This window comes from Nonomuraea sp. NPDC059194 (assembly GCF_042754765.1).
Taxonomy (GTDB): Bacteria; Actinomycetota; Actinomycetes; order Streptosporangiales; family Streptosporangiaceae; genus Nonomuraea.
Map to the genome: position 1 here is coordinate 53,620 of NZ_JBHZBH010000025.1, position 25,974 is coordinate 79,593.

The window sequence follows — 25,974 nt, forward strand, 5'->3', positions numbered from 1 at the left end:
AGCGGGTGGCCGACCCGAACCTCCTACGAGAGCCGATTCTCGACTGGTACGCGGACAATGCCCGCGATCTCCCCTGGCGTCGCCACGACGCCGCCCCCTGGGGAATCCTGGTCAGCGAGATCATGCTCCAGCAGACCCCCGTCGTCCGCGTCCTGCCGGTGTGGGAACAGTGGATGCACCGCTGGCCCACTCCCGCCGACCTCGCCGCCGAACCCCCCGGCGAGGCCGTACGCCACTGGGGCCGCCTCGGCTACCCGCGCAGGGCGCTGCGCCTGCACGCCTGCGCCAAGGCGATCACCGCCGAGCACGGCGGCGAGGTGCCTTCCGACCACGCCACGCTGCTCGCCCTGCCCGGCATCGGCGAGTACACCGCCGCCGCCGTCGCCAGCTTCGCCTTCGGCGGCAGCCACCCGGTCCTCGACACGAACGTCCGGCGCGTGCTGGGGCGAACCGTCCGCGCGGAGGAGTACCCGCCGACCGCCACCACGGCCGCCGAACGCCGCCTCGCCCACGACCTGCTGCCCGCCGTGGGCGCGCCCGTGTGGGGTGTGGCGGTGATGGAGCTCGGCGCCCTGGTCTGTACGGCACGCAGCCCCCAGTGCGAGCGGTGCCCCGTCCAGGCGCAGTGCGCGTGGCGGCTCGCGGGTAAACCACCCGGCCAAGCGCGCAAGGGACAGACGTACGACGGCACCGACCGACAGTGCAGGGGACGCCTCCTGGCGGTACTCCGCGCGGCCCACGGCCCGGTCCCGAAAACGGCGCTCGACGCGGTCTGGGACGAACCGATCCAACGGGAACGCGCCCTCGACGGGCTGATCACCGACGGCCTGGCCGAAGTCCTGGCCGACGGCACCTACCGCCTCCCCACCTGACCGACCCTCGCCCCAGGCCCTCGCCCGGTCGACAGTTCGCCGGTCAGGCGGCCAGTTGGAGACCCAGGGAGGTGAGGTTGGTGCGGGCCCAGTCGAGCTCCTCGGCCAGCAGCGACACCAACGCCCCCGGCCCCTTGGCGCGTCCCGGCACAGCCAGGTTGTGGGTCTCGACCTCGATGTGCGCGGTGCCGTTCACCGCGCCCGACAGGATCGCCGTCAGCGTGTCGTGCAGGACCGCGCCGGTGTCGGTGTGGTTGTGAACGTGTCCCAGCTTGACCACGGGCGCACCGACCTCGGCCAGGCCACGCAGCGCGGCGCCGGATTCCTCGCCGCCACCACACGCGAGGTGACAGGCGTCGAGACACACGCCGAGGTGCTCGGAGTCGATGCCGCCCACCCGCTCAAGGGCCTGCTCGGTCGTCTCGAGAACGCACCCGGGCCACGGCTCGAAGCCCACCCTGATCGTCTTCCCCGTGACGCTGTGGATGCCGCGCAGCTCGCGAGCCAGGCGCTCCAGCCGACGGGTGGCGATGGAGTGCAGGTCGGCGGGCCAGTCGCGACGCCAGCCGATCGGGATGGTGGAGATGCTGCCGAACCGCACGTCCTCCGGCAGCAGGAACGCGAGAATCTTGGCGAGGGCCATCGTGTAGCGGTAGCGCTCGGGCTTGGCCCAGTCGGGACCTGGGACTTCCTGGTTGCGTCCGCCGGTGCCGTTCAGGCTGACCACTTCGAGACCGCGCTCGTCGAGGGAACGGCGCAGCCGTACGAGCTCGATGCGGTCGGCGACCAGGTGGTCGGCCACGGCGGGTGAGAGCCACAGCCCGACGCCCATCCGCTCCACGCCGAGGCGCTTGCGCACCGGCACGGCGTAGCGGGTCAGATGGGCGATCAGGTTCTCGAGGTCCTCCGCGGGGTGCACGCCGGCGTTGTAGGCCAAGTGAACGAGCGTTCCGTCGTCGTGACGCAGGCGCATCGGCTTCCTCCACGGCTTGCACTGGGGTTGTGTCCATCGCCCGGACGTGCCGAGCTTGCCCGCCCGACGGGGTCCTCCGCGTCCGCCCTGAGTTGATTCCTGACTACGCCTCAGGGATGAGCCCCAACGTAGGGACGCCTTCTTGTGGGTCACTTGTGCGGGACTTGGCAGGCTTTGCTCTACGAATTGTAGTACTACTTCCGGTGGCGGTATAGCCGATCTCCACCTGGAGTCACCAATCTGACATCAAACCGATGCGCCCGCCGTCCGCCTGGCGCCGGGACCCGTTCGAGAAAGCCGACATCGTACGGCCCGGCGCACGCCACCCCGGCGGGAGCGCGGCCTGTGCGGCCCGGCGTACACCGTGGCGGGAGAAAGCCGAGTCCTGTACGGCCCGGCATACGCCGTCCCGGTAGCAGCAGCCCTGTACGACCGCGCGTAGCCGTAGCGGGAGGGAACCCAGGTCCTGTAGGGCCTCACGTGCGCCGTTGCGGCGGGAGGCGAAGTCCTGCTGGGCGGCGCGCCTTCGGCGGACGGAACCACGTGCCGGACGGAGGCGCCAGACCGGCTTGCCGTACAGACTGGCGGATATCACCAGGTGATCAATCCGCATGTCGTCACAAGGCGATCAACCAGCACGCGACGCAGGCCCGGCTCCTCACCTCGGCCCCGCACCCCGGCCGGCGGATTACGCGGGACACCATCACGGTGGGCAGCGGTCCTGAGGAGTGGATGGTGAGTGCGGCTCGGCGGATCCCGAAACAGAAGTCGGTGTGGCCCGGAACGGAGAAAGACGCCGGGCCCGCGTGGAAGTTCCACGCGGGCCCGGCGGAAAACCCCTGCGCTAGTTCTGGATCGGCTCCGCGATGGCGGCGGCCGAGTCGGGAACGCGCGAGGCGGTCTCTCCGGTGAAGGTGAACTTGGCGTTGTCGCCCTCGCCCTCGATGTCGACCTTGACCACCTGGCCGGGACGCAGCTCGCCGTACAGGATCTTCTCCGACAGAGAGTCCTCCAGCTCGCGCTGGATCGTACGGCGGAGCGGACGGGCGCCCATCACCGGGTCGTAGCCGCGGTCGGCCAGCAGCTGCTTGGCGGCGGGCGAGACGTCGAGCCCCATGTCGCGGTCCTTCAGCCGCGCGTCCACCATGGCGAGCATCAGATCGACGATCTTGATGATCTCGTTCATGGTGAGCTGGTGGAAGACCACGATGTCGTCGACACGGTTGAGGAACTCGGGCCTGAAGTGCTGCTTGAGCTCCTCCTGGACCTTCGACTTCATCCGGTCGTAGTTGGAGTCCGCGTCGTTGGACTTCGCGAACCCGACCCCGATGCCCTTGGAGATGTCCTTGGTACCGAGGTTGGTGGTCATGATGATGACCGTGTTCTTGAAGTCGACCACCCGGCCCTGGGCGTCGGTCAGGCGACCGTCTTCCAGGATCTGCAGCAGCGAGTTGAAGATGTCGGGGTGGGCCTTCTCGATCTCGTCGAACAGGACCACGGAGAACGGCTTGCGCCGCACCTTCTCGGTCAGCTGGCCGCCCTCTTCGTACCCGACGTAGCCGGGCGGGGAGCCGAACAGCCTGGAGACGGTGTGCTTCTCCATGAACTCCGACATGTCCAGCATGATCAGAGCGTCTTCGTCGCCGAAGAGGAACTCCGCCAGAGCCTTGGACAGCTCGGTCTTACCGACGCCCGAGGGGCCGGCGAAGATGAACGAGCCGCCGGGACGGCGCGGGTCCTTCAGACCGGCGCGGGTACGCCGGATGGACCGCGACAGGCCCTTGATGGCGTCGTCCTGGCCGATGATCCGCTTGTGGAGCTCGTCCTCCATGCGGAGCAGGCGCTGGGACTCCTCCTCGGTCAGCTTGAAGACCGGGATGCCGGTGGCGGTGGCCAGGACCTCGGCGATGAGCTCCTGGGTGACCTCGGCCACGACGTCCATGTCGCCGGCCTTCCACTCCTTCTCGCGGCGCTCACGCTTGAGCTGGAGCTGCTTCTCCTGGTCGCGGAGGGCAGCCGCCTTCTCGAAGTCCTGCGCGTCGATCGCGGACTCCTTGTCGCGGCGGACGTTGGCGATCTTCTCGTCGTACTCGCGCAGGTCCGGCGGAGCGGTCATCCTGCGGATGCGCATCCGGGAACCGGCCTCGTCGATGAGGTCGATGGCCTTGTCGGGAAGGTAGCGGTCGCTGATGTAGCGGTCGGCCAGCTGCGCGGCGGCCACCAGCGCGTCGTCAGTGATGGACACGCGGTGGTGCGCCTCGTAGCGGTCGCGCAGACCCTTGAGGATCTCGATCGTGTGGCTGAGCGACGGCTCTGCCACCTGGATCGGCTGGAAGCGGCGCTCCAGCGCGGCGTCCTTCTCGAGGTACTTGCGGTACTCGTCGAGAGTGGTGGCGCCGATGGTCTGCAGCTCGCCGCGGGCCAGCATCGGCTTCAGGATGCTGGCGGCGTCGATCGCGCCCTCCGCGGCACCCGCACCCACGAGCGTGTGCAGCTCGTCGATGAACAGGATGATGTCGCCGCGGGTGCGGATCTCCTTGAGCACCTTCTTCAGGCGCTCTTCGAAGTCACCGCGGTAGCGGGAGCCCGCCACGAGCGCGCCGAGGTCAAGCGTGTAGAGCTGCTTGTCCTTCAGCGTCTCGGGGACCTCGCCCTTGACGATCTTCTGCGACAGGCCCTCGACGACGGCGGTCTTGCCGACGCCGGGCTCGCCGATGAGAACGGGGTTGTTCTTGGTCCTCCTGGAGAGGACCTGCATGACCCGCTCGATCTCCTTCTCACGGCCGATGACCGGATCCAGCTTGCCCTCGCGGGCGGCCTGGGTCAGGTTGCGGCCGAACTGGTCGAGCACCAGGGAAGTGGAAGGCGCGGACTCCTGCGGGCCACCCGCGGCGGCCGGCTCCTTGCCCTGGTAGCCGTGGAGCAGCTGGATGACCTGCTGCCGCACACGGTTGAGATCGGCTCCAAGCTTGACCAGCACCTGGGCTGCCACACCTTCACCCTCGCGGATGAGCCCGAGCAGGATGTGCTCGGTGCCGATGTAGTTATGACCCAGCTGCAAAGCCTCACGGAGCGACAGCTCAAGAACCTTCTTGGCCCGCGGGGTGAACGGAATGTGCCCCGACGGAGCCGATTGGCCCTGGCCGATGATCTCCTCGACCTGCTGACGCACACCCTCAAGGCTGATGCCGAGGCTCTCCAGAGCCTTGGCGGCTACGCCCTCACCTTCATGGATCAAGCCAAGAAGAATGTGCTCAGTGCCGATGTAGTTGTGGTTGAGCATCCTGGCCTCTTCTTGGGCCAGGACGACAACCCGCCTCGCTCGGTCGGTGAACCTCTCGAACATCTCGTCGCTCCTCACAGAGCGGTCAGTCAGGCCGGTAAATCCGGTCCCGTCCTCCCGCATGCTAGCCCTGGCTCGGCGAACCATGCCTCTTGCCGCTGACACGCTCTATAGCAGAGACGTTCCCCGAGAGCAGGGCGTTCACCCTCCATCCAACTACCTACTGGGGGTGCTGTGTTCCCGATACGCCGCAAGCGAACGACGTTTGACGCGCAGATCATCGCCCACGCGACCTGCCCGGTTATCACGGGCAAACAGGATCATGCGCTTATGGCGACCTCCGGGGTTCAAGGCGATCGGCATAAGCGCATGATGTCAGTGGGCTGCTTCGTACTTCTCCACGATCGCGGAGGAGATGCGGCCCCGCTCGCTGACCTGGAGGCCGTGGGCCTTGGCCCACTGCCGAATCTCGGAGCTCTTCTCACGGCTCATCGAACGCGCACCACCGCGCACCCGGCGACGGGCGGCAACGGCGCCCGACTTGCGAGCGGACGACACGAAAGGGGTCAGCGCGTCGCGCAGCTTCTTGGCGTTAACGTCGCTGAGGTCAATCTCATAGGACGCTCCGTCAATGGCGAAGCTGACCGTCTCATTGGCCTCGCCCCCATCGAGGTCATCGATGAGAATCTCCTGGATCTGCTTGGCCATCTACGGAATCCTTTCCCGGAGCATTGTTTCATTGTCACGCCAAACATATACCCGAAAAGGCGACGAGACAATTCAGCGCTTCGCGGATTCCCTGACCGAGGAGTCAGATCTGGTTCCCGCGGAGCCGTCCTGTTTGGACGACGCCCGACGGCTGCATTCCGCCCCCACTCCGCCTCATGGGGTTTGTGGGAGACGCGCCCTTTATGCACGAGCCGCCCGCTGGCGGACGGGCCACGGCTGTTGTCGACTCTCCGCCCCGACGATAGCGCCCCAAAGACGGCGACCACCTGGCGGGGTGTGGGACCTAGCCTAATGCCAGTCTCTCCAGAGTTCTTACCCGATCGCCCGGAAAATCCTGAAAAATCGGCGTCTGGGGGTAGATGCACACTTCAGCGAGGGTCTTTGATCATCAAGGAACCCGCCCACCTGTCGTGCAACCCCCGCTGCAAGGGCTTGTCGATCAAGATAGACAGCCCCACGGCGAACACGAGGATTCCCACAACGAGATTGACGACAGGAATCTCCACCAGCACCAAGGGCCCGGGATAGAGGAGCGCGCGTTTCGACAGATCCGCCAGCGACAGCCGCCGCCCCGGCGCGGGCGCCAGCCTAATTTTCATGATCGCTTTCCCGAAGGTACGGCGCCGCCGGTAATGAGCCAGGCAGTCATAGCCCGCATAAGCCAGCCCGACGACGAGCCAGGCCGAGAACCCGGGCAGCCAGTCGCCATAGACGGCCAGCAACCCTACAGTCCGCCACAAGGCCCAGGCCGCGATGAACAGAATGTAATAGAAGACCCCGACCACGAGGCCCTCAATACTTCGCGCGACGAGCCGTTCCCACCAATCAGCCGGTACGGCCCGCACGCCCGGCGGCGGCGCGACCATAAGCCCCATTCTGTACGAGCGCCGACGGCGATTACAGGGCCAAGACACGAAAACGGGGACCGGCGTCAAGCCGGCCCCCGTTTTCCCGCGTATACGGTTACTTGATCTTCACGACCACAGTTCCCGCGACCTTGTCGGCGAAGGTCTGCTGCAGCGGCTTGTCCCAGAGCTGGGAAGCGCCGTTGACGCCCACGGCGGCGAAAGCGAGAAGCCCGCCGACCACCGGCACCGCATTCAGGATGACGCCACCCCAGGTGACGCCCGCCCGCTTGAGGGCGACGTCGCTGGACAGGCCACCCGGAGGCACGGAGCCCCCGACCGGGACGATCTTGATGCCCATGACCATCTTGCCGAGAGTCTGGCCCTTGGACTTGGTCAGCAGGAACTCGTAGGCCACGTAGGCCAGTGCCGCCACGACCGCTGCGATCGCCGACACCACGATCGTGCTCAGGCCGCTCGTGGCGCCGGTGCTGAGGTCGTAGGTGGCCACGAAGATGATGGCCAGGATGATGCCCAGCACGAACCAGACGATTCCGAAGATCACGCCGTCGACGATGCGGGCGACCAGGCGCTGCCACCACTCGGCGAGCGGGGCGGGCGCGCCGGGCGGCTGCACTCCGGCCGGCGCCCCGTAGGGCTGACCGTAGGCGGGCTGCCCGTAGGCGGGCTGCTGGCCGTAGCCGGGCTGGCCGTAGGGCTGCTGCTGCCCGTAGGGCGACGGCTGGCCGTAGCCGGGCTGCGACTGGCCCTGCTGCCCGTAGCCGGGCTGCTGGCCGTACCCGGGCTGCTGTCCCGAGGGCTGACCGTAACCGGGCTGCTGGCCGGACGCGGGCTGCCCGTAGCCGGGCTGCTGGCCCTGCTGCTGGCCGTAGCCGGGCTGCTGACCGTAGTCGGGCTGGCCGCCGGGCTGCTGACCCGAGGAGGCCTGCTGGCCGTAGCCCTGCTGCTGGCCGTACTCAGGCTGGCCGTAGGAAGGCTGCTGACCGTAGCCGGGCTGCTGGCCCTGCTGCTGGCCGTAACCGGGCTGCTGACCGTAGTCGGGCTGGCCGTAGCCGGGCTGCTGGCCAGAGGAGGCCGCCTGCTGCCCGTAGCCGGGCTGGCCGTAGGGGGGCTGCTGGCCAGAGGGCTGGCCGTAGCCGGGCTGCTGACCCTGACCGTAGCCCTGCTGGCCGTATCCCTGCTGCTGCTGGCCGTAGCCCTGCTGCTGGCCCTGCTGCTGGCCGTAGTCGGGCTGGCCCTGGGGCGGCTGGCCGTAGCCGCCGCCCTCATGGCGGTAGCCCACGACCGTCACGTCAGGATCGGGCTGCTCGCCCGGGCGTCCCGCGTTCTGCTGACCGTATCCGGAATTGTCATCAGGTTGATCCTGCGGATACGGCGGCTGTCCAGTGCTCACCGTGTCACCTCGCTTCGATGGCGCATGTGGCACATGTCAGGACACATGCTTGCTGTTGCCCAACGTATCGACATGAGTATCAACAATCACCTTTCCCCTTGGTCAACCCCATAGTCAACTGCGTCCAGATGGAGCAACATCCTGGTGTTGCCAAGGGTGTTGGGCTTGACGTGCTCGAGGTCGAGAAACTCGGCCACACCCTCGTCGTAGGAGGCCAGCAACTCGGCGTAGACCTCGGGCGACACCGGTGTCCCCTGGATCGGCACGAAGCCGTGCCGGGCGAAGAAGTCGACCTCGAACGTCAGACAGAAGACCCTGCGAAGCCCCAGGTCACGGGCCGCTGCCACGAGCGCGGTAACAATACGGTGACCGATTCCTGAACCTTTGACGGCGGGGTCCACGGCGACCGTGCGAATCTCGGCGAGGTCCTCCCAGAGCACATGGAGCGCGCCGCAGCCGACGACCTGGCCGCCGCGCTCGGCGACCCAGAACTCCTGGACGTCCTCGTACAGCGTGACCGTGGCCTTTTCCAGCAGCTTGCGGCCCGCTCCCGCGTAGATGTCGACCAGGCGTCTGATCGACCTGACGTCCGGCGTGCGGGCCCGCCGTACGACGATCTCGGTGTCCTGCATTGTGCGCTCGACGACCTGCTCCATGGCCCTTCAGCGTACCTAGCTCGTTTCGGCCCACCCTTAACTACCGTCACATGACTCACTGTGGCTGGGCGAGCACGTTACGCATCCCTGCACGACAAACCCGACAAACCTTCGCGAATCTCGGTAAAAGCTTTGCAATCCCCTGGTCGATCGGGCTTTTGCGTGATCTGTCCGTGATCCTTTGGATGCGCGTCCTCTACTGGATTGGCAGTTCTGGTTGAGCACGAACCTTGCTTGCACTAGTGTCCACCGACGATGTCCCCCGCGCGCCAAGGCGTGGGGGCGCGCCTAATCCCCCCAACACGGGGAGCCGGGGACCCGCCGGCGGCCGCCAGTCGCCAAGGGGTGAGTCCGAGCCACGCTCGGTAGGGCTGCTCCGGCCCGAACCCGTCAGCTAACCCGGTCGGCGACTACGAGAGGAGCTGGTTGGTGAAGCGCAGGCGCAGCCGCGAGGGGAAGTCCGCGGGCGAGCACGCCCGCCCCCACGAACCCGGTTCCCGCCGGATGCGGTTCGCGATCGTGGGCGCCGCGATGGCCGTCCTGGCCCTCACCACGCCACTCGGTACGGCCACAGCCGACCCCAAACCCACGCTCAAGGAGCTCGCCGAGCAGGTCGAGAAGCTCCACAACGACATCGAGACGCTCACCGAGCAGTACAACGGCCAGCGCGAGAAGCTCAAGGGCGTCAAGAAGTCCGCGGAGAAGGCCAAGAAGATCCTGGCCACCAGCGAGGCCGACCTGGCCGCCAAACGCGCGCGGGCCACGATCCTCGCCGAGAGCACCTACATGACCGGCGGCTTCTCCAACGGCCTCGCCTTCGCCAGCTCCGCCGACCCCGACGCCTTCCTCGACGCCGCCGCCACCTCCTACGCCCTCGGCCAGCAGCAGGGCCAGGAGGTCAAGGAGCTCGCCGAGTCCATCGCCGCCGCCGAGCAGGCCAGGGCGACGGCCAAGTCACGCCTGGCCGAGGTGCAGAAGCTCGTCGACGACCTGGACGGCAGGCGCGACAAGATCTCCTCCATGGTGGCCAAGGTCGAGAGCAGCCTGTTCAGGCGCGCGCTCGGCGAGGCCGGGCGGCCCGGCACCCGCGCCACCAAGGTCAACCTGCCGATCGTCGGCAGCGGCAAGGCGGCAGCCGCCGCGCGCTGGGCGCTGACGCAGCAGCTCAAGCCGTACGTGTGGGGCGCCGAGGGCCCGAGCTCCTACGACTGCTCCGGCCTGGTCATGGCCGCCTACCAGCGGGTCGGCATCAGCCTGCCGCACTACACGGGCGACCAGTGGACGTCTGGCACCCACATCACGCGCGAGCAGATGCGCCCCGGCGATCTGATCTTCTTCTACAGCGACCTGCACCACGTGGGCATCTACATCGGCGGCGGCATGATGGTGCACGCGCCCCGCACCGGCGACGTCGTCCGGATCGCCTCCATCGCCAACCGGCCGTTCGCGGGAGCCGTACGGATCGCCGACTGAAGCAGCCGGTGAGAGCCGACCAGAGTCGGCTGGAGCCGACGAGATGCCGGGTCAGATGAGTCTTCGGCGTGCCGCCCAGGCCACCGCCTCGATCGCCGTGGCGACGCCGATCCTGTCGCAGATGACGCGCAGGCGGCGACGGACCGTGCGGCCGCTGATCTCCAGCGTCCTGCCCACGCGGTCGACCGTGACGCCCTTGGCCAGCTCCGCGAGGAGATCCAGGTCATCCTGGCTCAGCACGACTCCGTCGTCGGTGAGCACATCCATCGGGGCCCTCCCCCCAACAGCACAACTCGGCGACGTCTCGGCCCGAGCAAGCTGCTCGTCTCGCAGACGGTAAACGCATACGGGAAAGGTCGTCAAGGTCGTTTCGTGCGGCGCTTGACGGCCGCTATTGACTTGATCATTTCTATATGAAGAACTCGCGTGGCTTGTGGTGCGAAGAACGGTCCACAACCGCCTTACAGGAAACTGCCCTTATCCCGAATTGGCGTCATACCGTTCGCGGGCGCGCTCGACATCCTCGATGTGGTTCTCGGCCCATTCCTTGATCGCGGCGACAACCGGCAGCAGACTCGTTCCGAGTGGCATCGGCTACTTGTCTGGGTCGGGGCCGTACCACTGGAGGGGTTGGCCGGTGACCTGGGCGATGCATTCGAAGTCGCGGTCTCGGTGGAGGAGTGTCAGACCTTGGAGTTCTGCTGTGGCTGCGAGGACGAGGTCGACAGGGCCTGCGATGCGGTGATGTCCTCGTTTGGTGAGGGCTTCTTGGACTTTCCAGCCCCTGTCGTAGGCGCGGTCGTCGATGGGGGTCCAGCCGAACAGCAGGCGCATGTCCTCGATGCCCTGCTCGCGGTCCGCGATGGATCGAGCACCGTAGAAGAACTCGAACTCGGTGATCGGGCAGACGGCGATGAGTCCTGCAGAAGCGGCCTGGTCCCAGCCGTACTGGTCGGCGTCGGGGAGTATGAAGCGGGCGAGGGCGCTGGTGTCGATGAGGAACTGGGCCGCGTTCATCGGCGGTAGTTGCTCTTGTCCTCGAAGAGATCGAGGTCGAAGCCGCCTTCGGCGGCGATGGCGCGGAGTCTGGTGAGCGCGAGAGCCCGCCGCCGATTCTCCAGCACCTCACGGAGAGCCGTGTTGACAGTCTCCTTCTTGGTGCTGGTTCCAAGTGCCTTGGCGACGTCGGCGACCAGGTCGATCACGGTACGGCCCATGATGCACCACCTTGGATATCAAGTGTTCCTCCAATGATATCCAAGGAGGGCCTGCACCCCGAGGGTCAGTGGGTGGGCTTCACCAGCGGGAACAGGATCGTGTCCCGGATGTTCTTGCCGGTGAAGGCCATGATCATCCGGTCGATCCCCACCCCGACACCACCCGTCGGCGGCATCGCGTACTCCAGCGCCTGCAGGAAGTCCTCGTCGAGCTGCATCGCCTCGAGGTCGCCCCCGGCGGCCAGGATCGACTGCTCGGTCAGGCGGCGGCGCTGCTCGATCGGGTCGACCAGCTCGGAGTAGGCGGTGCCGAGCTCGGTGCCGAACCCGATCAGGTCCCACTTCTCGGTGAGCAGCGGGTTGTCGCGGTGCTGCCGGGTGAGCGGCGAGGTCTCCAGCGGGTAGTCCATGACGAACGTCGGCTGGATCAGCGTGTGCTCGACGAGCTCCTCGAACAGCTCCTGGACCAGCTTGCCCTGGCCCCACTTCGGGTCCCAGTAGATGTCGCGCTTGTCGGCGTACTTCCTGACCTGGTCGAGCGAGGTCTCGGTGGTGACCTCCTCGCCGAGCGCGGAGGAGACCGCGCCGTACAGCGAGATCCGCGGCCACCGCGCCTGGCCGAGGTCGATCTCGACGCCGTCGTGGACGACCACGGTGGTGTCCAGGGCGGCCACGACCGCCTTCTGGTACATCCGCTGCGTGAGGTCGGCCATGTCGTTGTAGTCGAGGTAGGTGCCGTACGCCTCGAGCATCGTGAACTCGGGGTTGTGCGTGGAGTCCGCGCCCTCGTTGCGGAAGTTGCGGTTGATCTCGAAGACCTTCTCGATGCCACCGACCACGAGCCGCTTCAGGTAGAGCTCGATCGCGATGCGGAGGTAGAGCTCCATGTCGTAGGCGTTGATGTGCGTCTTGAACGGACGCGCCGCCGCGCCGCCGTGGATCGGCTGCAGCATCGGCGTCTCGACCTCGAGGTAGCCCTCCTCGTGCCAGAAGTCGCGCACCGCCCTGACCGTGGCGCTGCGGACGTGGGCCATCCTGCGCGCCTCGTCGTTGACGATGAGGTCGACGTAGCGCTGCCGTACCCGGGCCTCGGGGTCGGTGAGGCCGACGTGCTTCTCCGGCAGCGGGCGCAGGCACTTGGAGGTGATCTGCCAGCTGTCGGCCAGAATGGACAGCTCGCCGCGGCGGGAGGTGATGACCTCGCCCTCGATGCCGACGTGGTCGCCGAGGTCGACGTCGTGCTTCCAGGCGGCCAGCGACTCCTCGCCGACCTTGTCGAGGGAGATCATGACCTGCAGGTCGCCGCCGCCGTCGCGCAGGGTGGCGAAGCAGAGCTTCCCGCCGATGCGGTTGAGCATGACGCGCCCCGCGACGCCGACCTTGTCGCCGGTCGCGGTGTCAGGGTCGAGACCCTGGTATTTCTCCCTGATCTCGGCGTTGGTAGCCGTGCGGGGAAAGGTCACCGGGTAAGGGTCGACGCCCTCGGCGCGAAGGCGGTCGAGCTTCTCCCTCCGGATGCGCAGCTGCTCGGGAAGTTCGTCGCTCACAACACCAAAGGGTACCGATATGGCGGGATGCAAGAGTTCGTCAGCTCTTTGCAAAGGGCGTGCAAGGAGGCGGGGTTACCACTGACTCAAGAGCCCGGGGGGATCCGGCAGGGAGCCGGAACCGTAGGGCTCAAGGAGAAGATCATGATGAAGAAGCTCGCGACAGGCTTCCTCGCAGTGGCCGCCACCGGCACACTGGCCCTGTCGCTCCCCGCCCCCGCGAACGCCTCGACCACCACCACCACCGCCTCCTCGTCGAACTCGTCGAACTCCAACTCCTACGACTACGAGGACTACTGGGGCTCGTACTACTCCAAGTACGGCCTGGCCAAGGCGCGCGGCTGGATCGGCGTCGACGGCGACTACGAGGACGGCAACTCCGTTCACGTCACCGGCCGGCTCTACGACCTCGACGACAGGACCTACAGCCAGGGTGGCAAGTGCGCGTACGTGAAGTTCCAGGCGGCCGACGACGAGTACGACTGGTACCAGGTCTACTCCCGCTACTACTGCGGCTACCCGGGCTACAAGAAGTTCGAGTTCCACGAGGACGACGTGTACGCCCTGCGGGCCAAGGTCTGCCAGTACAACCCCTTCACCCACAAGGTCAGCAAGTGCGGCAAGTGGCAGGACCTCTACGACTACGAAGAGATGTGATCACCACCGCCGCAGGGCCCCTTCCTCGAAGGGGCCCTTTCTCATGTCGCGTTGCGGTTGTAGATGAGCCTGAGCCCGATGAGCGTGAGCCACGGCTCGTGCACGTCGATGGAGCGCGACTCCCTGACCACGAGCGGGGCGTGACCGCCGGTCGCCACCACGGTGACGTCGTCGGGGTCGTCGGCGAGCTCTGCCGCCATCCGCTCCACGATGCCGTCGACCTGCCCGGCGAAGCCGTAGATGATGCCGGACTGCAGCGCCTCGACGGTGTTCTTGGCGATGACCGAGCGCGGCCTGATCAGCTCGACCTTGTGCAGCTGGGCTCCCGCGGCGGCCAGCGCGTCGACGGAGATCTCGATGCCTGGCGCGGTGACGGCGCCGACGTACTCGCCCTTGGCCGACACCGCGTCGAAGGAGGTCGCGGTGCCGAAGTCGACGATGATGCAGGGCCCGCCGTACTGGTCGATGGCGGCCAGGGAGTTGACGATCCGGTCGCTGCCGACCTCCTTGGGGTTGTCCATCCTGACCGGCACGCCGGTGCGGATGCCGGGCTCCACGATGACCGCGGTGACGTCGCCGTAGTAGCGGCGGCACATCTCGCGCATCTCGTTGAGCACCGAGGGCACCGTCGAGCAGATCGCGATGCCGCTCACGTCGGCACCCTTCAGCAGGGGCGACTGGCCCAGCAGCCCCTGCAGGACGACCGCGATCTCGTCGGCGGTACGGCGGGCATCGGTGGCGATCCGCCAGTGCTCGATGACCTCCTCGCCCTCGAAGAGGCCGAGAACCGTGTGCGTGTTGCCGACGTCGATCGCGAGCAGCATTTAGTTCCCCCGTAGATCCAGGGCTATGTCAAGCGCAGGTGCCGAGTGCGTAAGCGCTCCCACAGCAACGTAGTCCACGCCAGTTTCGGCCACATCACGGGCCGATTCCAAGGTCAGCCCGCCACTTGATTCGAGCCGGGCCCTTCCGTCGACGAGCTTCACCGCTCGGGCCAGCTCTTCCACGGTGAAGTTGTCCAGCAGGATCTCCTCGGCGCCCTCGGCGAGGAGGGGCGCGATCTGGTCGATCCGGTCCACCTCCACCTCGATCGGGAGGTCCGGATACAGATCTCTCACCTTGCGGAAAGCCTCGGCGACGCCCCCCGCGGCGACCACGTGGTTGTCCTTGATGAGCGCCGCGTCCGACAGCGACATGCGGTGGTTGACGCCGCCGCCCGCCCTGACGGCGTACTTCTCCAGCGCCCTCAGCCCCGGCAGCGTCTTACGGCTGTCGCGCACCCTGGTGCCCGTCCCCTCGACCGCCGCGACCCAGCGGGCGGTGAGCGTCGCGATGCCCGACAGGTGGGTGAGCAGGTTCAGCGCGGTGCGCTCGGCGGTGAGCAGGGCGCGCGTCTCGCCCTCGACGGTCATGAGCACGTCGCCGCGGCGCACCCGCTCGCCGTCCTTGACCCGGCGCTCGACGGCGGTGACGCCGAGCCTGCGGAAGACGACCTCGGCGACGGCCAGGCCCGCGACCACCCCGTCGGCACGAGCCACCACGTCGGCGGTCGCGCTCTGGCCCGCGAGGATGGTGGCCAGGGAGGTGACGTCCCCCGCCTCCTGCAGGTCCTCGGCGAGCGCGCGTGAGACGACCTCGTCCACGGCGGCCGGGTCGAGCCCCGCCGCCGCCAGCTCCTCGGCCAGCCGCGGCGCTGTCCCGTGCGGCGTGTAGGTCATGGCCAGTCCTTCCGGTGTCAGCGTGATGTCCAGGTGTCCGAGCCAGTTCTCGTCGTCGCGGTCGGGGTGGTCCTCCCGCCAGTGCGAGCCCCTGGTCTCCAGGCGCGCGTGGGCGGCGGCCACCAGGACCGAGGCCACGGTGAGCAGGTTCGTGGTCTCCCACGACTCCACGCACGGCTGGACGGCCACCGGGGTCCACCTGGCGTCGCGCAGCGCGATGCCGGTCTCGGCGACCGAGGACCTGCTGCGCAGCACTCCGGCGCCCCTGCTCATGTGGGCCTGGATGCGCGCGCGGGCCCTGGGGTCGACCAGGCCCTCCTCGGGGGCGGCGGTCACGGGCTCGCCGGGGGCCGGCCGTACCTGGTGGATGTCCTCGGCGATGCGCTCGGCGAAGACCAGCCCTTCCAGCAGCGAGTTGGAGGCCAGCCGGTTCGCGCCGTGCACACCTGTGCAGGCGACCTCACCGCAGGCGTACAGGCCCTCGATCGAGGTACGGCCGCGCAGGTCGGTTCTGACGCCGCCGCTGGCGTAGTGGGCGGCGGGCATGACGGGGATCAGCTCGGTGGCGGGGTCGAAACCGTGGTCGAGGCAGATCCCGTAGATGGTCGGGAAGCGGCTCTTCCACGTGTCGAGGCCGAAATGGCGGCCGTCGAGGTAGACCTGGCCAGGCTGGCGCATGATGGCCTTGGCCACCACGTCGCGCGGCGCGAGCTCGTCGGTGAACCTCTGGCCCTCGGCGTCGACGAGGTAGGCGCCCTCGCCGCGCACGGCCTCGGAGATCAGCGGCTGCTGGCCGGTCGAGTCCTCCCCCAGCCACAGCACGGTGGGGTGGAACTGGACGAACTCCAAATCCCTGACGACGGCTCCGGCGCGCAGCGCGAGCGCCACGCCGTCGCCCGTGGAGACCACGGGGTTGGTGGTGGAGGCGTAGACCTGGCCCATGCCGCCGGTGGCCAGCACCACGGCCCTGGCCCGCACCTGGCCCACGCCGTCGCGCGCGCCCTCGTCCATGACGTGCAGCGTGACGCCCCTGGCCCGGCCCTGGGCGTCCTTGACCAGGTCGAGGACGAGCGCGTGCTCGATCACCTCGATCGTGGCGTGCGCGAGCACCGCCTCGATGAGCGTGCGCTGCACCTCGGCGCCCGTCGCGTCGCCGCCGGCGTGCACGATGCGGTTGCGGTGGTGGCCGCCCTCGCGGGTGAGCTGGAGCTCGCCCCGCTCGTCGGTGTCGAACCTGGCGCCCCTGGCGATCAGGTTGCGCAGCGCGCCAGGCCCCTCCGTCACCAGCGTCCTGACGGCCTGCTCGTCGCACAGGCCCACGCCGGCGACCAGCGTGTCGTCCAGGTGCTCGGCGGGCGAGTCCGCGGGATCGAGCACGGCGGCGATGCCGCCCTGCGCCCACCTCGTGGAGCCGGACGACAGCACGTCCTTGGTGACGACCAGGACCTTCGCGGTGGGTTCGAGCTCGGCGTAGCGCAGGGCCACGGTCAGCCCGGCCACTCCGGAACCCACCACGACGAGGTCGGCGTCGACCGTCCAGCCTGCCGCGGGGGCGGTGAGCTTCATGGGGATCGCCGGTGCGCTCATGGGGGACCTCCTCATATTTCGTCAACATGACGATAACGCCCGGCGGCCCGTGGTCCCTTCCCGCCCCCCTGGTTTCAGATGTGGACTTCGTCTCCCCGTACGGCTCCCTCCACGGCCGCCGCGAGGTCGGAGCCCAGGTCGACGATGCGGTTGTCGCGGTCGACGTGGACCACCCGAGGCGTGAAGACGCGCGCCTCGGCGTCGTCGAGCTGGCCGTACGCGATGATGATCACCAGGTCGCCGGGAGAGACCAGCCGGGCGGCGGCGCCGTTGATGCCGATGATCCCCGACCCGCGCGGTCCGGTGATCGCGTAGGTCACCAGGCGGGCGCCGTTGTCGATGTCGACGACGTGCACCTGCTCGCCCTCCAGGAGGCCGGCCGCCTCCATCAGGTCCTCGTCGATGGTGAGCGAGCCCACGTAGTGCAGGTCGGCCTGCGTGACCGTGGCTCGATGGATCTTGGACGTCATCATGGTCCTGAACACGGGGGGCCTCCTCAGAACGTCACAAGGACGTTGTCGATCAAGCGGGTGGTGCCGACTCTAGCCGCCACCGCCAGGACCGCCTGACCGGCGAAGGAGTCGGGAACCTCCGCGAACGTCGCGGGGTCGACGAGCACGAGATAGTCGACCGCGAGCCCCGACGCGGCCAGCTCCGCGGTCGCCGCGGCGCGCACGGCGGCGGGGGCGCTCTCGGCGGCTCCCGCGCGCAGGGCGCGCGACAGCGCGAGCGCGGCCCGCCGGTCGTCGGGGGCGAGGTAGCGGTTGCGGCTGGACAGGGCCAGGCCGTCAGGCTCGCGCACGGTGGGGGCGCCCACGATCTCCACGGGCACGTCGAGGTCGGCGACCATGCGCCTGATGAGCGCGAGCTGCTGGGCGTCCTTCTGGCCGAACACCGCGACGTCGGGCCGGACCAGGTTGAACAGCTTGAGCACCACGGTGAGCATGCCGTCGAAGTGCCCGGGGCGGACCGCGCCCTCGACGATCGTGCCCATCTGGCCGGCCGAGACGCCGACCTGGCGGTCGGGGCGGTACATGTCGTCGGCCGAGGGGGCGAAAACCACGTCCACCCCCTCCTGCGCGCAGACGCCGAGGTCGGCGCCGAAGGTGCGGGGGTAGCGGGAGAAGTCCTCGCCGGGGCCGAACTGCAGGGGATTGACGAAGATGCTGACCACGACCTGGTCGGCCAGCGTGCGGGCCAGCCGCATCAGCGAGCGGTGACCCTCGTGCAGCGCTCCCATGGTCGGGACGAGCGCCACACGCCCCGAGGAGCGGGCTTTGTCGAGGTCGGCGCGGTCGTGCGCGACGATCGGTTCCACGGTGTCCTCCTAGACAGATCAGGTCCAGGCGGAACGTCCCGGCCCGATCAGGTCCACATGTTCCCCCCGAGCGCGTCGAGCAGTCGCTCGGCCGCCTCGGGCTTCAGCAACCCGGCGGCGAGCGCCCGGTCCGCCGTGAGCCTAGCGAGTGCCACGTATGCGTCGGCAGCCTCAGGAGCCGCCAGGATGAGCGCGTCGACGTGCTTGCGCACGGTGCCCGCGTCGCCGCGCACCACGGGCCCCGTCAGCCCCGAGATGCCGAGCCTGAGCACGTTGTCGAGCGCGGCCCCGAGCAGCGGCCCCAGCATCCGTCCTGGGTGCTCGACGCCGATCCTGCCCAGCAGCTCGGACGACTCGGCGATCAGCGTCACCATGTGGTTGGCGGCGTTGGCGAGGGCCGCGTGATAGAGGGCGCGGTCGGCGTCGGCGATCCAGACGGGCTCGCCGCCCATCTCGATGACCAGCGCCTCGGCGATCGGGCGCAGCGGCTCGGGCGAGGTGACGCCGAAGGAGATGCCGGTGATCCTGTTGAGGTCGTCGTCCCTGCCGGTGAAGGTCATCACGGGGTGCAGGGCCAGCGGCAGCGCGCCCTCCTGGGTGGCCGGATCGAGTACGGCCAGGCCGTACGCGCCGCTGGTGTGGACGAGCAGCTTGCCGCGCAGGTCGGCGCCCGTGGCGGCCAGCCCGGCGACCAGGCCGGGCAGCGCGTCGTCGGGGACGGTGAGCAGGATCAGCTCGGCCCTGGCGACGACCTCTTCGGGGTTGAAGGTGCGGGCACCGAGCCGCTCGGCCGCCCAGCGCTGCGAGGTGTCGGAGACGCCGCTCGCGGCCACGACCCTGTGGCCGGCCCTGGCCAGCGCGGAGCCGAGCACCGAGCCCACCCTGCCCGCGCCGAGCACGCCGACGGCCAGCCGTCCCGGGCGTTCCCCTGTGTCCATGACGTCGCGCTCCCCTGCCATCCAACACTGCTGACCAGGGTAACCGCCGCTTCTCAGCGGCCACGGTCATGGGTCTTTTGCCGCATGTTGGGCGGGGACAATGCCCAACAATGGCATACAAACAGGACACCCCCGCCAGAGGGCGGGCGTCGAGCCGCGGTGACTCGGCGCCCGCCCGCGCACGCGGGCGCACGAGAGGGCCGACCCTCCGCCGATGGGCCGGCCCTCCCGGTGCGCCAAGCGCGCGGCTGTCACATCACCAGTGGTTGACCACCGAGGCGCCGCCCTTGCAACCGGCGACGGCCACGCCGAAGAGCGCCACGGCGTTGCCGCACACGTTCACCGGAATCGAGATCGGCGCGATGATCTGGTTGCCCGACAGGATGCCGTTGTTGCCGCTGGTGACGTTGTCGGCGTGGGCGGCGGGGGCGCCGAACGCCATCATGGCCAGCACGCCCGCGACGACGGCAGACTTCTTGAACATGGGGGATGTCCTCTCATTGCGCGGCACGAGGCCGCGTTACGGGTGCGTGCACCAGACGATCGAGCCGCACCCAGGTAGGCTCGGAGCGATCGTCCGATGACACCGGGTAACCGTAGCGCAAAGCTGCGACAGGGAGTAGTCATTACATCACCGAGCGTGCCACGGGACGACCATGAGATCATCCGTGGCATGTGGCTCACCTGGCGGGCGGCGATGGAGCGGGCGCTTTACGGTGAGAGCGGCTTCTACCTGCGCGAACGACCCTCGGGACACTTCCGCACCTCGGTCGGCGCCTCGTCCGTCTTCGCCGGGGCCGTGCTGACCCTGCTGCTGCGCCTCGACGCCGAGCTCGGCCGGCCCGACCGGCTCGACCTCGTCGACATCGGCGCGGGTGACGGAGCGCTGGCCGCCCACGCGTCGGCGGCCGCCCCGCAGGAGCTGCGCGCCAGACTGAGGGTCACGGCGGTCGACCTCTCCTCGCGTCCAGCGGGCCTGCCCGAGGCGGTCGCATGGAGCCACACCGTCCCGCGGGGCATCACCGGCCTGGCGATCGCCAACGAATGGCTGGACAACATCCCCTTCGACGTCGTGGAACAGACGGCGGCGGGCCCTCGCCTGGTACTCGTCCACACCGAGACCGGCGAGGAGCGGCTCGGCCCTCCGCCCGCCGACGACGATCTGCGCTGGCTCGAACGGTGGTGGCCGCTGCGGTGCGTGGGCCAGCGAGCCGAGGTCGGCAGGTCGCGGTGCGCGGCGTGGGCCACCGTGGTCGAACGACTCGACAGGGGTCAGGCGATCGCCGTCGATTATGCACACCCTGTGGATAACCGTCCGTCCCGCGGCACACTCGCCGGATACAGGGATGGTTCGGCCGTGACGCCCATACCCGACGGGACCTGCGACATCACCGCACACGTCGCACTCGACGCGTGCGCGGACGCGGGCCGGCGAGCCGGTGCGATATCCACAACCTTGTCCACACAGCGCGACATTCTGCGCACTCTCGGAGTGACCGGCGTCCGCCCCTCACTCGACCTCGCCCGGACCGATCCAGCCGGGTACCTGAGAGCGCTGGCACGCGCCTCGCGGGAGGCCGAGCTGGTCGACCCGACAGGGTTGGGGGGATTTGGGTGGCTCAGCCAGATACGTTAGACGCGTGGAGATCGAACAGACCCCGCTTCCCGGCATCGGGCTCAAACACGAGTTCAGCACCCAATCAGGTCGCCACGTCGCCGTCGTCTCACACCGCTCGGGACGCCGCGACCTGGTCATCTACGACCGGTCGGATCCCGATCGGGCGTGCGAAGCCATACAACTCAACGACGAAGAGGCCGACGCGCTGGTCGAGCTGCTCGGGGCGCCCCGGATCGTCCAACGGCTCAACGCGCTCCACCGCGAGATCGAGGGCCTGGTCAGCCTCCAGCTGACGATCGTCGCCGGCTCGCCGTACGACGGAAGGACGCTGGGCGACGCGCGCATCCGCACCCGCACCGGCGCCTCCGTGGTGGCCGTGGTGCGGGGGCCGCAGGTCAACGCGAGCCCGACGCCCGACTTCAGGTTCACCGCGGGAGACGTCGTGGTCGTCGTCGGCGACGCCGAGACGACCCATGCCGCCGCCGACGTCCTCACGGACGGCTGATGCGAGACCTGCTCTCCCCTCCGTCAGAGGCAATCTGACGTGCACGACACCGCAATAGTCTTCCTCGAACTCGGCGGAATCATCCTCGGTCTCGGCGTGCTCGGCGCGCTCGCGATGCGCGCCGGGATCTCCGCCATCCCCCTCTACCTCATCGCCGGCCTCGCCTTCGGCAAGGGCGGCATGCTCCCCCTCGCGACCAGCGAGGAGTTCATCGCCATCGGCGCCGAAATCGGCGTCGTGCTCCTGTTGCTGACGCTCGGCCTGGAGTACAACGCGGGCGAGCTCGTCTCCAGCCTGCGCGGCAACGCCAGGGCGGGCCTGGTCGACATCGTCCTCAACGCGGCCCCCGGCGCGATCGCGGCGCTGCTGCTCGGCTGGGGCCCGGTGGCCGCGGTCGCCATGGCGGGCGTCACCTACGCCACCTCCTCCGGCATCACCGCGAAAGTCCTGTCGGACCTCGGCTGGATTGGCAACCGCGAGACACCCGTGGTCCTGTCGCTGCTGGTCTTCGAGGACCTGGCGATGGCCATCTACCTGCCGTTGCTGACCGCCATGCTGGCCGGCGTCTCGCTGATGACGGGGGCGATCTCCCTGGCCATCGCCCTGGGTACGGTGACCGTCGTCCTGGTGATCGCGCTGCGGTTCGGCAGGTTCATCGAGGCCTTCGTCTCCAGCCCCAACAACGAGGTGCTGCTGCTGAAGGTGCTCGGCCTGGCCCTGCTGGTGGCCGGCATCGCCCAGGAACTGCAGGTGTCGGCGGCCGTCGGCGCGTTCCTCGTCGGCATCGCGCTGTCGGGCGAGCTCGCCCACGAGGCCAGGGCGCTGCTGATGCCGCTGCGCGACCTGTTCGCGGCCGTGTTCTTCGTCTTCTTCGGCCTGCAGACCGATCCCACGAAGATCCCGCCCGTGGCGCTGCTCGCGCTGCTGCTCGCGGCGGTCAGCATCGTCACCAAGCTGCTGACCGGCGCCTACGCCGCGCGCAGGGCGGGCATCGCCAAGGCGGGCCGGATGCGCGCGGGCATCGCGCTGGTGCCGCGCGGCGAGTTCAACATCGTCATCGCGGGACTGGCGGTGGCGGCCGGAGCCCATCCCGACCTCGGCCCCCTCGCCGCCACCTACGTGCTGATCCTGGCCGCCTTCGGCCCCCTGGCGGCAAAGCTGGTGGAGCCGATACTCACACGGACACGTCGAGCGACCGAAGCCCTCGAATGATGTAGCCGGGGTTCCAGACGGGCTCGCTCGTCAGCTCCATCGCCGGCGCCCTCCTCAGGAGGGCGCCGAACGACTCCACCAGCTCGATCCTGGCCAGCGGCGCGCCCAGGCAGAAGTGGATGCCCGCGCCGAACGAGATGTGCGGGTTGTCGGCCCTGCCGACGTCGAGCGTGTCGGGGTCGGCGAAGACCTCGGGGTCGCGGTTGGCCGAGCCGAACAGCAGGGCCACCTCCACACCCTTCGGGATGGCCACGCCACCGACCTCGATGTCCTCCAGCACCCAGCGCTCGAACATCTGCAGCGGGGTGTCGTAGCGCATCAGCTCCTCGATCGCCGTGGGCAGCAGCGAGAGGTCCTCGCGCAGCCGTACCAGCTCGGAGGGGTTGCGGAACAGCGACCACCAGCCGTTGCCGGTGACGTTCACGGTCGCCTCGTGACCGGCGTTGAGCAGCAGCACGCAGGTGCCGACCAGCTCGTCCTCGGTCAGCTCCTCGATCTGGGCGAGCGCGCTGATCAGGTCCTCGCCCGGGTCGGCCTTGCGGGCGCGGGCGAGCTCCTTGAGGTAGTCGGAGAACTCCGACGCCGCCCTGACCGCCGTGTGCTGGGCCTCGGGCGAGGGGTTCAGCTCGTACATGCCGCAGATGTCGGCCGACCACGGCCGCAGCAGGTGCCGGTCGGCGTCGGGGACGCCGAGCATCTCGGCGATGACGGTCACCGGCAGCGGCTCGGCCACCTCGGCGATGAGGTCGCCGCCGCCCTTCTCGACGAAGCCGTCGACCAGGTCCTCGACGATCGCGCGGACCCTGGGCCGCATCGACTCGACCATGCGGGGCGTGAACGCCTTGGACACCAGGCGGCGCAGGCGGGTGTGGACGGGCGGCTCGACGTCGAGCATGCCCGCCCTGACCACCCGCCAGAACGGCTCCTGGAACTCCGGCTCGGGCTCGCGCCCGAACTCCTCGTGCGTGGCCAGATGCAGGTAGGACCGGCCGAGACGGCGGTCTCTGAGCAGCGCGTTGACGTCCGCGTGCCTGGCGATCAGCCACTGCCCCGTGGGCTCGAAGAAGCTGACGGGCGCCTCGCGCCGCAGCTCGTCATAGACGGCGTACGGCGAGGCCACAAAATCCGGATTCCAAGGATCAAAGCGCACTACTGCATATTAGATTCGGCTTTCGCGTGCCTGCTCCGCATCCGGATGTTGAGCATCTCGACGATCACCGAGAACGCCATCGCGAAGTAGATGTAGCCCTTCGGGATGTGCTGGTCGAGGCCCTCGGCCAGGAGCACGACGCCGATCAGCACCAGGAACGACAGCGCCAGCATCTTGATGCTCGGGTGCCTGTCGACGAACCTGCTGATCGGCCCCGAGGCGAACAGCATCACCAGCACCGAGACGACGACCGCCGCGACCATGACGCCCAGGTCGTTGACCATGCCGACCGCGGTGATGACCGAGTCGAGCGAGAACACGATGTCGAGCACCATGATCTGCAGGATGACCGAGGTGAACGAGGTCACCTTCCGCTCCTTGCCGTCCGTGCTCTTCAGCTCCATGCTGTGGCCGATCTCCAGCACGCTCTTGGCCAGCAGGAAAAGCCCGCCGAAGATGAGGATCAGGTCGCGCCCCGAGATCTCGTGCCCGAAGACCGTGAAGAGCGGCTCGATCAGCTGCACCACCCAGGACAGTCCCAGGAGCAGCAGCAGGCGTGAGATGAGAGCGGCGGCCAGGCCGAGGACCCTGGCCCTGTCGCGCTGCTCGGGCGGGAGCTTACCGGCCAGGATCGAGATGAAGATGATGTTGTCGATGCCCAGCACGATCTCCAGGGCGACCAGGGTGAAGAACCCGATCCAGATCTGTGGGTCTGCCACCCAGTCCAACATCATGTACCTCCTTGGTTCGCTGTCCCCAACCCCAACGAGTCGATCGCCCCAGAAGTTCGCGGCTTGCGAAGTGGCACCCCGTGTCGGTTATAGTTCCGGCGTAGGTCATGAGTGCCAGCGCTTAGCCCCGGCTTGCTGGCCGGCAACCCTCGCGTCCGCGGCGGGGTGCCCCGGGTGAAGACCTGGTCCGTCACGAGGTGTGGCGGGCAAGCGCGGGCTCCGATGCGCCACGGCCAGGGGTCCGACAACCCTGGAAGGGCTGTGCCGTGTCCGTTGCGACGATCTCCATTCCCGTGCAGGTCAAGGTGCTGGGCGAGGACCTCGAGGTGCCCGTCAAGGGTGGCCGCCTGGTCTCCTACGCCAACCTCGACTACGCCGCCAGCGCGCCCTGTCTGGAGCCGGTCAGCGCCGCCGTCGCCGCCGCGCTCCCGGCCTACTCCAGCGTCCACCGCGGCGCGGGCTACGCCTCCCAGCTGACCACCGCTCGCTACGAGCAGGCCCGGCACACCGTCCGCGCGTTCGTCGGCGCCCGCACCGACGACGCGGTCATCTTCACCCGCAACACCACCGACGCCACCAACCTGCTGGCCAGGTGCCTTCCCGAGGGCACCACGACCGTCGTCTTCGACACCGAGCACCACGCGTCGCTGCTGCCGTGGCAGCGGGTCGTCCGCCTCGCGCCGCCCGCCTTCCCCGGCGAAGCCGTACGGCAGGCCGACGACGCGCTCGCCGCGATCGAGGGCCCCAAGCTGCTCGTCGTGACCGCCGCCTCCAACGTGACGGGCGAGCTGTGGCCGATCGCCGCGCTCGCGCACATCGCCCACCGGCACGGCGCCCGCATCCTCGTCGACGCCGCCCAGCTCGTCCCCCACCGCAAGCTCAACCTGACCGCGCTCGACCTCGACTACGTCGCCTTCTCCGGCCACAAGCTGTACGCGCCGTTCGGCGCGGGCGTGCTGATCGGGCGGCGTGACTGGCTGTCGGACGGCGAGCCGTACCTCAAGGGCGGCGGCGCGGTGAAGTCGGTGGGCACGCTCGACGACGCGACCACCGAGTGGCACGAGGACGCCGAGCCCCGGCACGAGGCGGGCACCCCGAACGTGCTGGGCGCGATCGCGCTGGCCGCCGCGTGCGACGCGCTGACCGCGACGGGATGGACGCCGCTGGTCCGCGAGGAGGAGCGGCTGATCGCCAGGCTGCGTGAGGGGCTGGCCGCCGTCGAGGGGGTGCGCGAGCTGTCGCTGTGGGGGCCGGAGCACCCCCGCGTCGGCATCGTGTCGTTCGTCGTCGACGGCTACACCGCCAGGGAGGTGGCCGAGGCGCTGTCCACCGAGTACGGCATCGGCGTGCGCGACGGCAAGTTCTGCGCGCATCCGTTCGTGCGGCACCTGCTCGATGTATCTGACGGTGGCTGTGAGGACGGCACGGCGTCGGCCGTCCGGGCCTCGATCGGCATCGGCACGACCGAGGAGCACGTCGACCGGCTGATCATCGCCCTGCACGACCTGGCCGCCCGCCGCCAGGGCTGAAT

At 68.8% G+C, this 25,974-nt stretch carries 25 protein-coding genes and 2 riboswitches; of the genes, 7 read left to right on the top strand and 18 right to left on the bottom strand.

Features of this window, described 5'->3' with window-relative positions; genetic code table 11:
- The first annotated feature begins 5 nt into the window (after nt 1–5).
- A complete protein-coding gene (locus ACFXJ8_RS27630) occupies nt 6–872 on the top strand; it encodes an A/G-specific adenine glycosylase (protein WP_379646881.1) in 867 nt (288 codons plus the stop codon).
- A 43-nt stretch (nt 873–915) separates the two neighbouring features.
- Here ACFXJ8_RS27630 and ACFXJ8_RS27635 read toward each other — a convergent pair whose 3' ends face one another.
- The 6 genes from ACFXJ8_RS27635 to ACFXJ8_RS27660 all read right to left on the bottom strand — a co-directional run bounded on the left by ACFXJ8_RS27635 (nt 916) and on the right by ACFXJ8_RS27660 (nt 8,772).
- Nucleotides 916–1,845 carry a TIM barrel protein gene (locus ACFXJ8_RS27635; RefSeq protein ID WP_379646882.1) on the bottom strand — a complete coding sequence of 310 codons (930 nt, stop codon included), beginning with the start codon at nt 1,843–1,845 and terminating at the stop codon, nt 916–918.
- 844 nt (nt 1,846–2,689) lie between these two features.
- A complete protein-coding gene (locus ACFXJ8_RS27640) occupies nt 2,690–5,191 on the bottom strand; it encodes an ATP-dependent Clp protease ATP-binding subunit (RefSeq protein WP_379646883.1) in 2,502 nt (833 codons plus the stop codon).
- A 312-nt stretch (nt 5,192–5,503) separates the two neighbouring features.
- On the bottom strand, nt 5,504–5,836 hold the full coding sequence (locus ACFXJ8_RS27645) for an Lsr2 family protein (RefSeq protein ID WP_358137658.1): 333 nt from the start codon (nt 5,834–5,836) through the stop codon (nt 5,504–5,506).
- A 389-nt stretch (nt 5,837–6,225) separates the two neighbouring features.
- Nucleotides 6,226–6,723 carry an RDD family protein gene (locus tag ACFXJ8_RS27650; protein ID WP_379646884.1) on the bottom strand — a complete coding sequence of 166 codons (498 nt, stop codon included), beginning with the start codon at nt 6,721–6,723 and terminating at the stop codon, nt 6,226–6,228.
- 97 nt (nt 6,724–6,820) lie between these two features.
- Complete coding sequence (locus tag ACFXJ8_RS27655; protein WP_379646885.1) at nt 6,821–8,116, bottom strand: RDD family protein; 1,296 nt, start codon at nt 8,114–8,116, stop codon at nt 6,821–6,823.
- Between the two features lie 86 nt (nt 8,117–8,202).
- Entirely contained in the window at nt 8,203–8,772 is a 570-nt protein-coding gene (locus tag ACFXJ8_RS27660; protein WP_379646886.1) for an amino-acid N-acetyltransferase, read from the bottom strand.
- A gap of 275 nt (nt 8,773–9,047) precedes the next feature.
- Nucleotides 9,048–9,196, top strand: a riboswitch (cyclic di-AMP (ydaO/yuaA leader).
- Between the two features lie 5 nt (nt 9,197–9,201).
- On the opposite strand from ACFXJ8_RS27660, the gene ACFXJ8_RS27665 reads away from it, so the two are divergent.
- Nucleotides 9,202–10,245, top strand: a complete 1,044-nt coding sequence (locus tag ACFXJ8_RS27665) for an NlpC/P60 family protein (protein ID WP_379646887.1) — start codon at nt 9,202–9,204, stop codon at nt 10,243–10,245.
- A gap of 51 nt (nt 10,246–10,296) precedes the next feature.
- Here the strand turns inward: ACFXJ8_RS27665 and ACFXJ8_RS27670 are convergent, their stop codons facing one another.
- The 4 genes from ACFXJ8_RS27670 to lysX all read right to left on the bottom strand — a co-directional run bounded on the left by ACFXJ8_RS27670 (nt 10,297) and on the right by lysX (nt 13,009).
- On the bottom strand, nt 10,297–10,512 hold the full coding sequence (locus tag ACFXJ8_RS27670; protein ID WP_354909400.1) for a LuxR C-terminal-related transcriptional regulator: 216 nt from the start codon (nt 10,510–10,512) through the stop codon (nt 10,297–10,299).
- A 327-nt stretch (nt 10,513–10,839) separates the two neighbouring features.
- On the bottom strand, nt 10,840–11,262 hold the full coding sequence (locus tag ACFXJ8_RS27675) for a PIN domain nuclease (protein WP_379646888.1): 423 nt from the start codon (nt 11,260–11,262) through the stop codon (nt 10,840–10,842).
- Complete coding sequence (locus tag ACFXJ8_RS27680) at nt 11,259–11,462, bottom strand: type II toxin-antitoxin system VapB family antitoxin (protein ID WP_379646889.1); 204 nt, start codon at nt 11,460–11,462, stop codon at nt 11,259–11,261. The genes ACFXJ8_RS27675 and ACFXJ8_RS27680 overlap by 4 nt, the downstream gene beginning before the upstream one ends.
- Nucleotides 11,463–11,527: 65 nt before the next feature.
- Nucleotides 11,528–13,009, bottom strand: coding sequence for a bifunctional lysylphosphatidylglycerol synthetase/lysine--tRNA ligase LysX (lysX, locus tag ACFXJ8_RS27685; protein WP_379646890.1), 1,482 nt, complete (start codon nt 13,007–13,009; stop codon nt 11,528–11,530).
- A 144-nt stretch (nt 13,010–13,153) separates the two neighbouring features.
- Here lysX and ACFXJ8_RS27690 point away from each other — a divergent pair, with 144 nt between their 5' ends.
- A complete protein-coding gene (locus ACFXJ8_RS27690; RefSeq protein ID WP_379646891.1) occupies nt 13,154–13,666 on the top strand; it encodes a hypothetical protein in 513 nt (170 codons plus the stop codon).
- Nucleotides 13,667–13,707: 41 nt separating this feature from the next.
- Here the strand turns inward: ACFXJ8_RS27690 and ACFXJ8_RS27695 are convergent, their stop codons facing one another.
- The 6 genes from ACFXJ8_RS27695 to ACFXJ8_RS27720 form a co-directional block, all read right to left on the bottom strand.
- Nucleotides 13,708–14,490: a type III pantothenate kinase gene (locus ACFXJ8_RS27695; RefSeq protein WP_379646892.1), complete on the bottom strand. Its 783-nt coding sequence runs from the start codon at nt 14,488–14,490 to the stop codon at nt 13,708–13,710.
- Complete coding sequence (locus tag ACFXJ8_RS27700) at nt 14,491–16,971, bottom strand: L-aspartate oxidase (RefSeq protein ID WP_379646893.1); 2,481 nt, start codon at nt 16,969–16,971, stop codon at nt 14,491–14,493. It abuts the gene before it with no gap.
- Nucleotides 16,972–17,045: 74 nt separating this feature from the next.
- Complete coding sequence (panD, locus tag ACFXJ8_RS27705) at nt 17,046–17,456, bottom strand: aspartate 1-decarboxylase (protein WP_379646894.1); 411 nt, start codon at nt 17,454–17,456, stop codon at nt 17,046–17,048.
- A gap of 11 nt (nt 17,457–17,467) precedes the next feature.
- Nucleotides 17,468–18,289 carry a pantoate--beta-alanine ligase gene (gene panC, locus ACFXJ8_RS27710; RefSeq protein WP_379646895.1) on the bottom strand — a complete coding sequence of 274 codons (822 nt, stop codon included), beginning with the start codon at nt 18,287–18,289 and terminating at the stop codon, nt 17,468–17,470.
- 47 nt (nt 18,290–18,336) lie between these two features.
- On the bottom strand, nt 18,337–19,227 hold the full coding sequence (locus tag ACFXJ8_RS27715) for a Rossmann-like and DUF2520 domain-containing protein (RefSeq protein WP_379646896.1): 891 nt from the start codon (nt 19,225–19,227) through the stop codon (nt 18,337–18,339).
- Between the two features lie 256 nt (nt 19,228–19,483).
- Nucleotides 19,484–19,711, bottom strand: a complete 228-nt coding sequence (locus ACFXJ8_RS27720) for a chaplin family protein (RefSeq protein ID WP_379646897.1) — start codon at nt 19,709–19,711, stop codon at nt 19,484–19,486.
- A 189-nt stretch (nt 19,712–19,900) separates the two neighbouring features.
- Between ACFXJ8_RS27720 and ACFXJ8_RS27725 the strand changes: the two genes are divergently transcribed.
- The 3 genes from ACFXJ8_RS27725 to ACFXJ8_RS27735 are packed head-to-tail and all read left to right on the top strand — an operon-like array spanning nt 19,901 to nt 22,562.
- Nucleotides 19,901–20,863 carry an SAM-dependent methyltransferase gene (locus ACFXJ8_RS27725; protein ID WP_379646898.1) on the top strand — a complete coding sequence of 321 codons (963 nt, stop codon included), beginning with the start codon at nt 19,901–19,903 and terminating at the stop codon, nt 20,861–20,863.
- A gap of 4 nt (nt 20,864–20,867) precedes the next feature.
- Complete coding sequence (locus tag ACFXJ8_RS27730; protein WP_379646899.1) at nt 20,868–21,350, top strand: cation:proton antiporter regulatory subunit; 483 nt, start codon at nt 20,868–20,870, stop codon at nt 21,348–21,350.
- Nucleotides 21,351–21,389: 39 nt separating this feature from the next.
- Nucleotides 21,390–22,562, top strand: coding sequence for a cation:proton antiporter (locus ACFXJ8_RS27735; RefSeq protein ID WP_379646900.1), 1,173 nt, complete (start codon nt 21,390–21,392; stop codon nt 22,560–22,562).
- Here ACFXJ8_RS27735 and ACFXJ8_RS27740 read toward each other — a convergent pair.
- Together ACFXJ8_RS27740 and ACFXJ8_RS27745 are read right to left on the bottom strand one after the other, a co-directional pair.
- Nucleotides 22,525–23,712, bottom strand: a complete 1,188-nt coding sequence (locus ACFXJ8_RS27740) for a cytochrome P450 (protein WP_379646901.1) — start codon at nt 23,710–23,712, stop codon at nt 22,525–22,527. The two genes, ACFXJ8_RS27735 and ACFXJ8_RS27740, sit on opposite strands and share 38 nt — an antisense overlap.
- The gene (locus ACFXJ8_RS27745; protein WP_379646960.1) at nt 23,712–24,443 is read right to left on the bottom strand and encodes a TerC family protein; all 732 of its coding nucleotides are present in this window, start codon (nt 24,441–24,443) and stop codon (nt 23,712–23,714) included. The genes ACFXJ8_RS27740 and ACFXJ8_RS27745 overlap by 1 nt, the downstream gene beginning before the upstream one ends.
- A gap of 103 nt (nt 24,444–24,546) precedes the next feature.
- Nucleotides 24,547–24,662: riboswitch (SAM riboswitch) on the top strand.
- 47 nt (nt 24,663–24,709) lie between these two features.
- Here ACFXJ8_RS27745 and ACFXJ8_RS27750 point away from each other — a divergent pair.
- A complete protein-coding gene (locus ACFXJ8_RS27750; protein ID WP_379646902.1) occupies nt 24,710–25,972 on the top strand; it encodes an aminotransferase class V-fold PLP-dependent enzyme in 1,263 nt (420 codons plus the stop codon).
- The last annotated feature ends 2 nt before the right edge of the window (nt 25,973–25,974 follow it).

Excerpts from the sequence above, each read along its gene's own strand:
- ACFXJ8_RS27635 (WP_379646882.1), bottom strand. The coding sequence starts at position 1,845 with ATGCGCCTGCGTCACGACGACGGAACGCTCGTTCACTTGGCCTACAAC.
- ACFXJ8_RS27640 (WP_379646883.1), bottom strand. The coding sequence starts at position 5,191 with ATGTTCGAGAGGTTCACCGACCGAGCGAGGCGGGTTGTCGTCCTGGCC.
- ACFXJ8_RS27645 (WP_358137658.1), bottom strand. The coding sequence starts at position 5,836 with ATGGCCAAGCAGATCCAGGAGATTCTCATCGATGACCTCGATGGGGGC.
- ACFXJ8_RS27650 (WP_379646884.1), bottom strand. The coding sequence starts at position 6,723 with ATGGTCGCGCCGCCGCCGGGCGTGCGGGCCGTACCGGCTGATTGGTGG.
- ACFXJ8_RS27660 (WP_379646886.1), bottom strand. The coding sequence starts at position 8,772 with ATGGAGCAGGTCGTCGAGCGCACAATGCAGGACACCGAGATCGTCGTA.
- ACFXJ8_RS27670 (WP_354909400.1), bottom strand. The coding sequence starts at position 10,512 with ATGGATGTGCTCACCGACGACGGAGTCGTGCTGAGCCAGGATGACCTG.
- ACFXJ8_RS27675 (WP_379646888.1), bottom strand. The coding sequence starts at position 11,262 with ATGAACGCGGCCCAGTTCCTCATCGACACCAGCGCCCTCGCCCGCTTC.
- ACFXJ8_RS27680 (WP_379646889.1), bottom strand. The coding sequence starts at position 11,462 with ATGGGCCGTACCGTGATCGACCTGGTCGCCGACGTCGCCAAGGCACTT.
- ACFXJ8_RS27690 (WP_379646891.1), top strand. The coding sequence starts at position 13,154 with ATGATGAAGAAGCTCGCGACAGGCTTCCTCGCAGTGGCCGCCACCGGC.
- ACFXJ8_RS27695 (WP_379646892.1), bottom strand. The coding sequence starts at position 14,490 with ATGCTGCTCGCGATCGACGTCGGCAACACGCACACGGTTCTCGGCCTC.
- ACFXJ8_RS27700 (WP_379646893.1), bottom strand. The coding sequence starts at position 16,971 with ATGAGCGCACCGGCGATCCCCATGAAGCTCACCGCCCCCGCGGCAGGC.
- ACFXJ8_RS27715 (WP_379646896.1), bottom strand. The coding sequence starts at position 19,227 with ATGGACACAGGGGAACGCCCGGGACGGCTGGCCGTCGGCGTGCTCGGC.
- ACFXJ8_RS27720 (WP_379646897.1), bottom strand. The coding sequence starts at position 19,711 with ATGTTCAAGAAGTCTGCCGTCGTCGCGGGCGTGCTGGCCATGATGGCG.
- ACFXJ8_RS27725 (WP_379646898.1), top strand. The coding sequence starts at position 19,901 with ATGTGGCTCACCTGGCGGGCGGCGATGGAGCGGGCGCTTTACGGTGAG.
- ACFXJ8_RS27745 (WP_379646960.1), bottom strand. The coding sequence starts at position 24,443 with ATGTTGGACTGGGTGGCAGACCCACAGATCTGGATCGGGTTCTTCACC.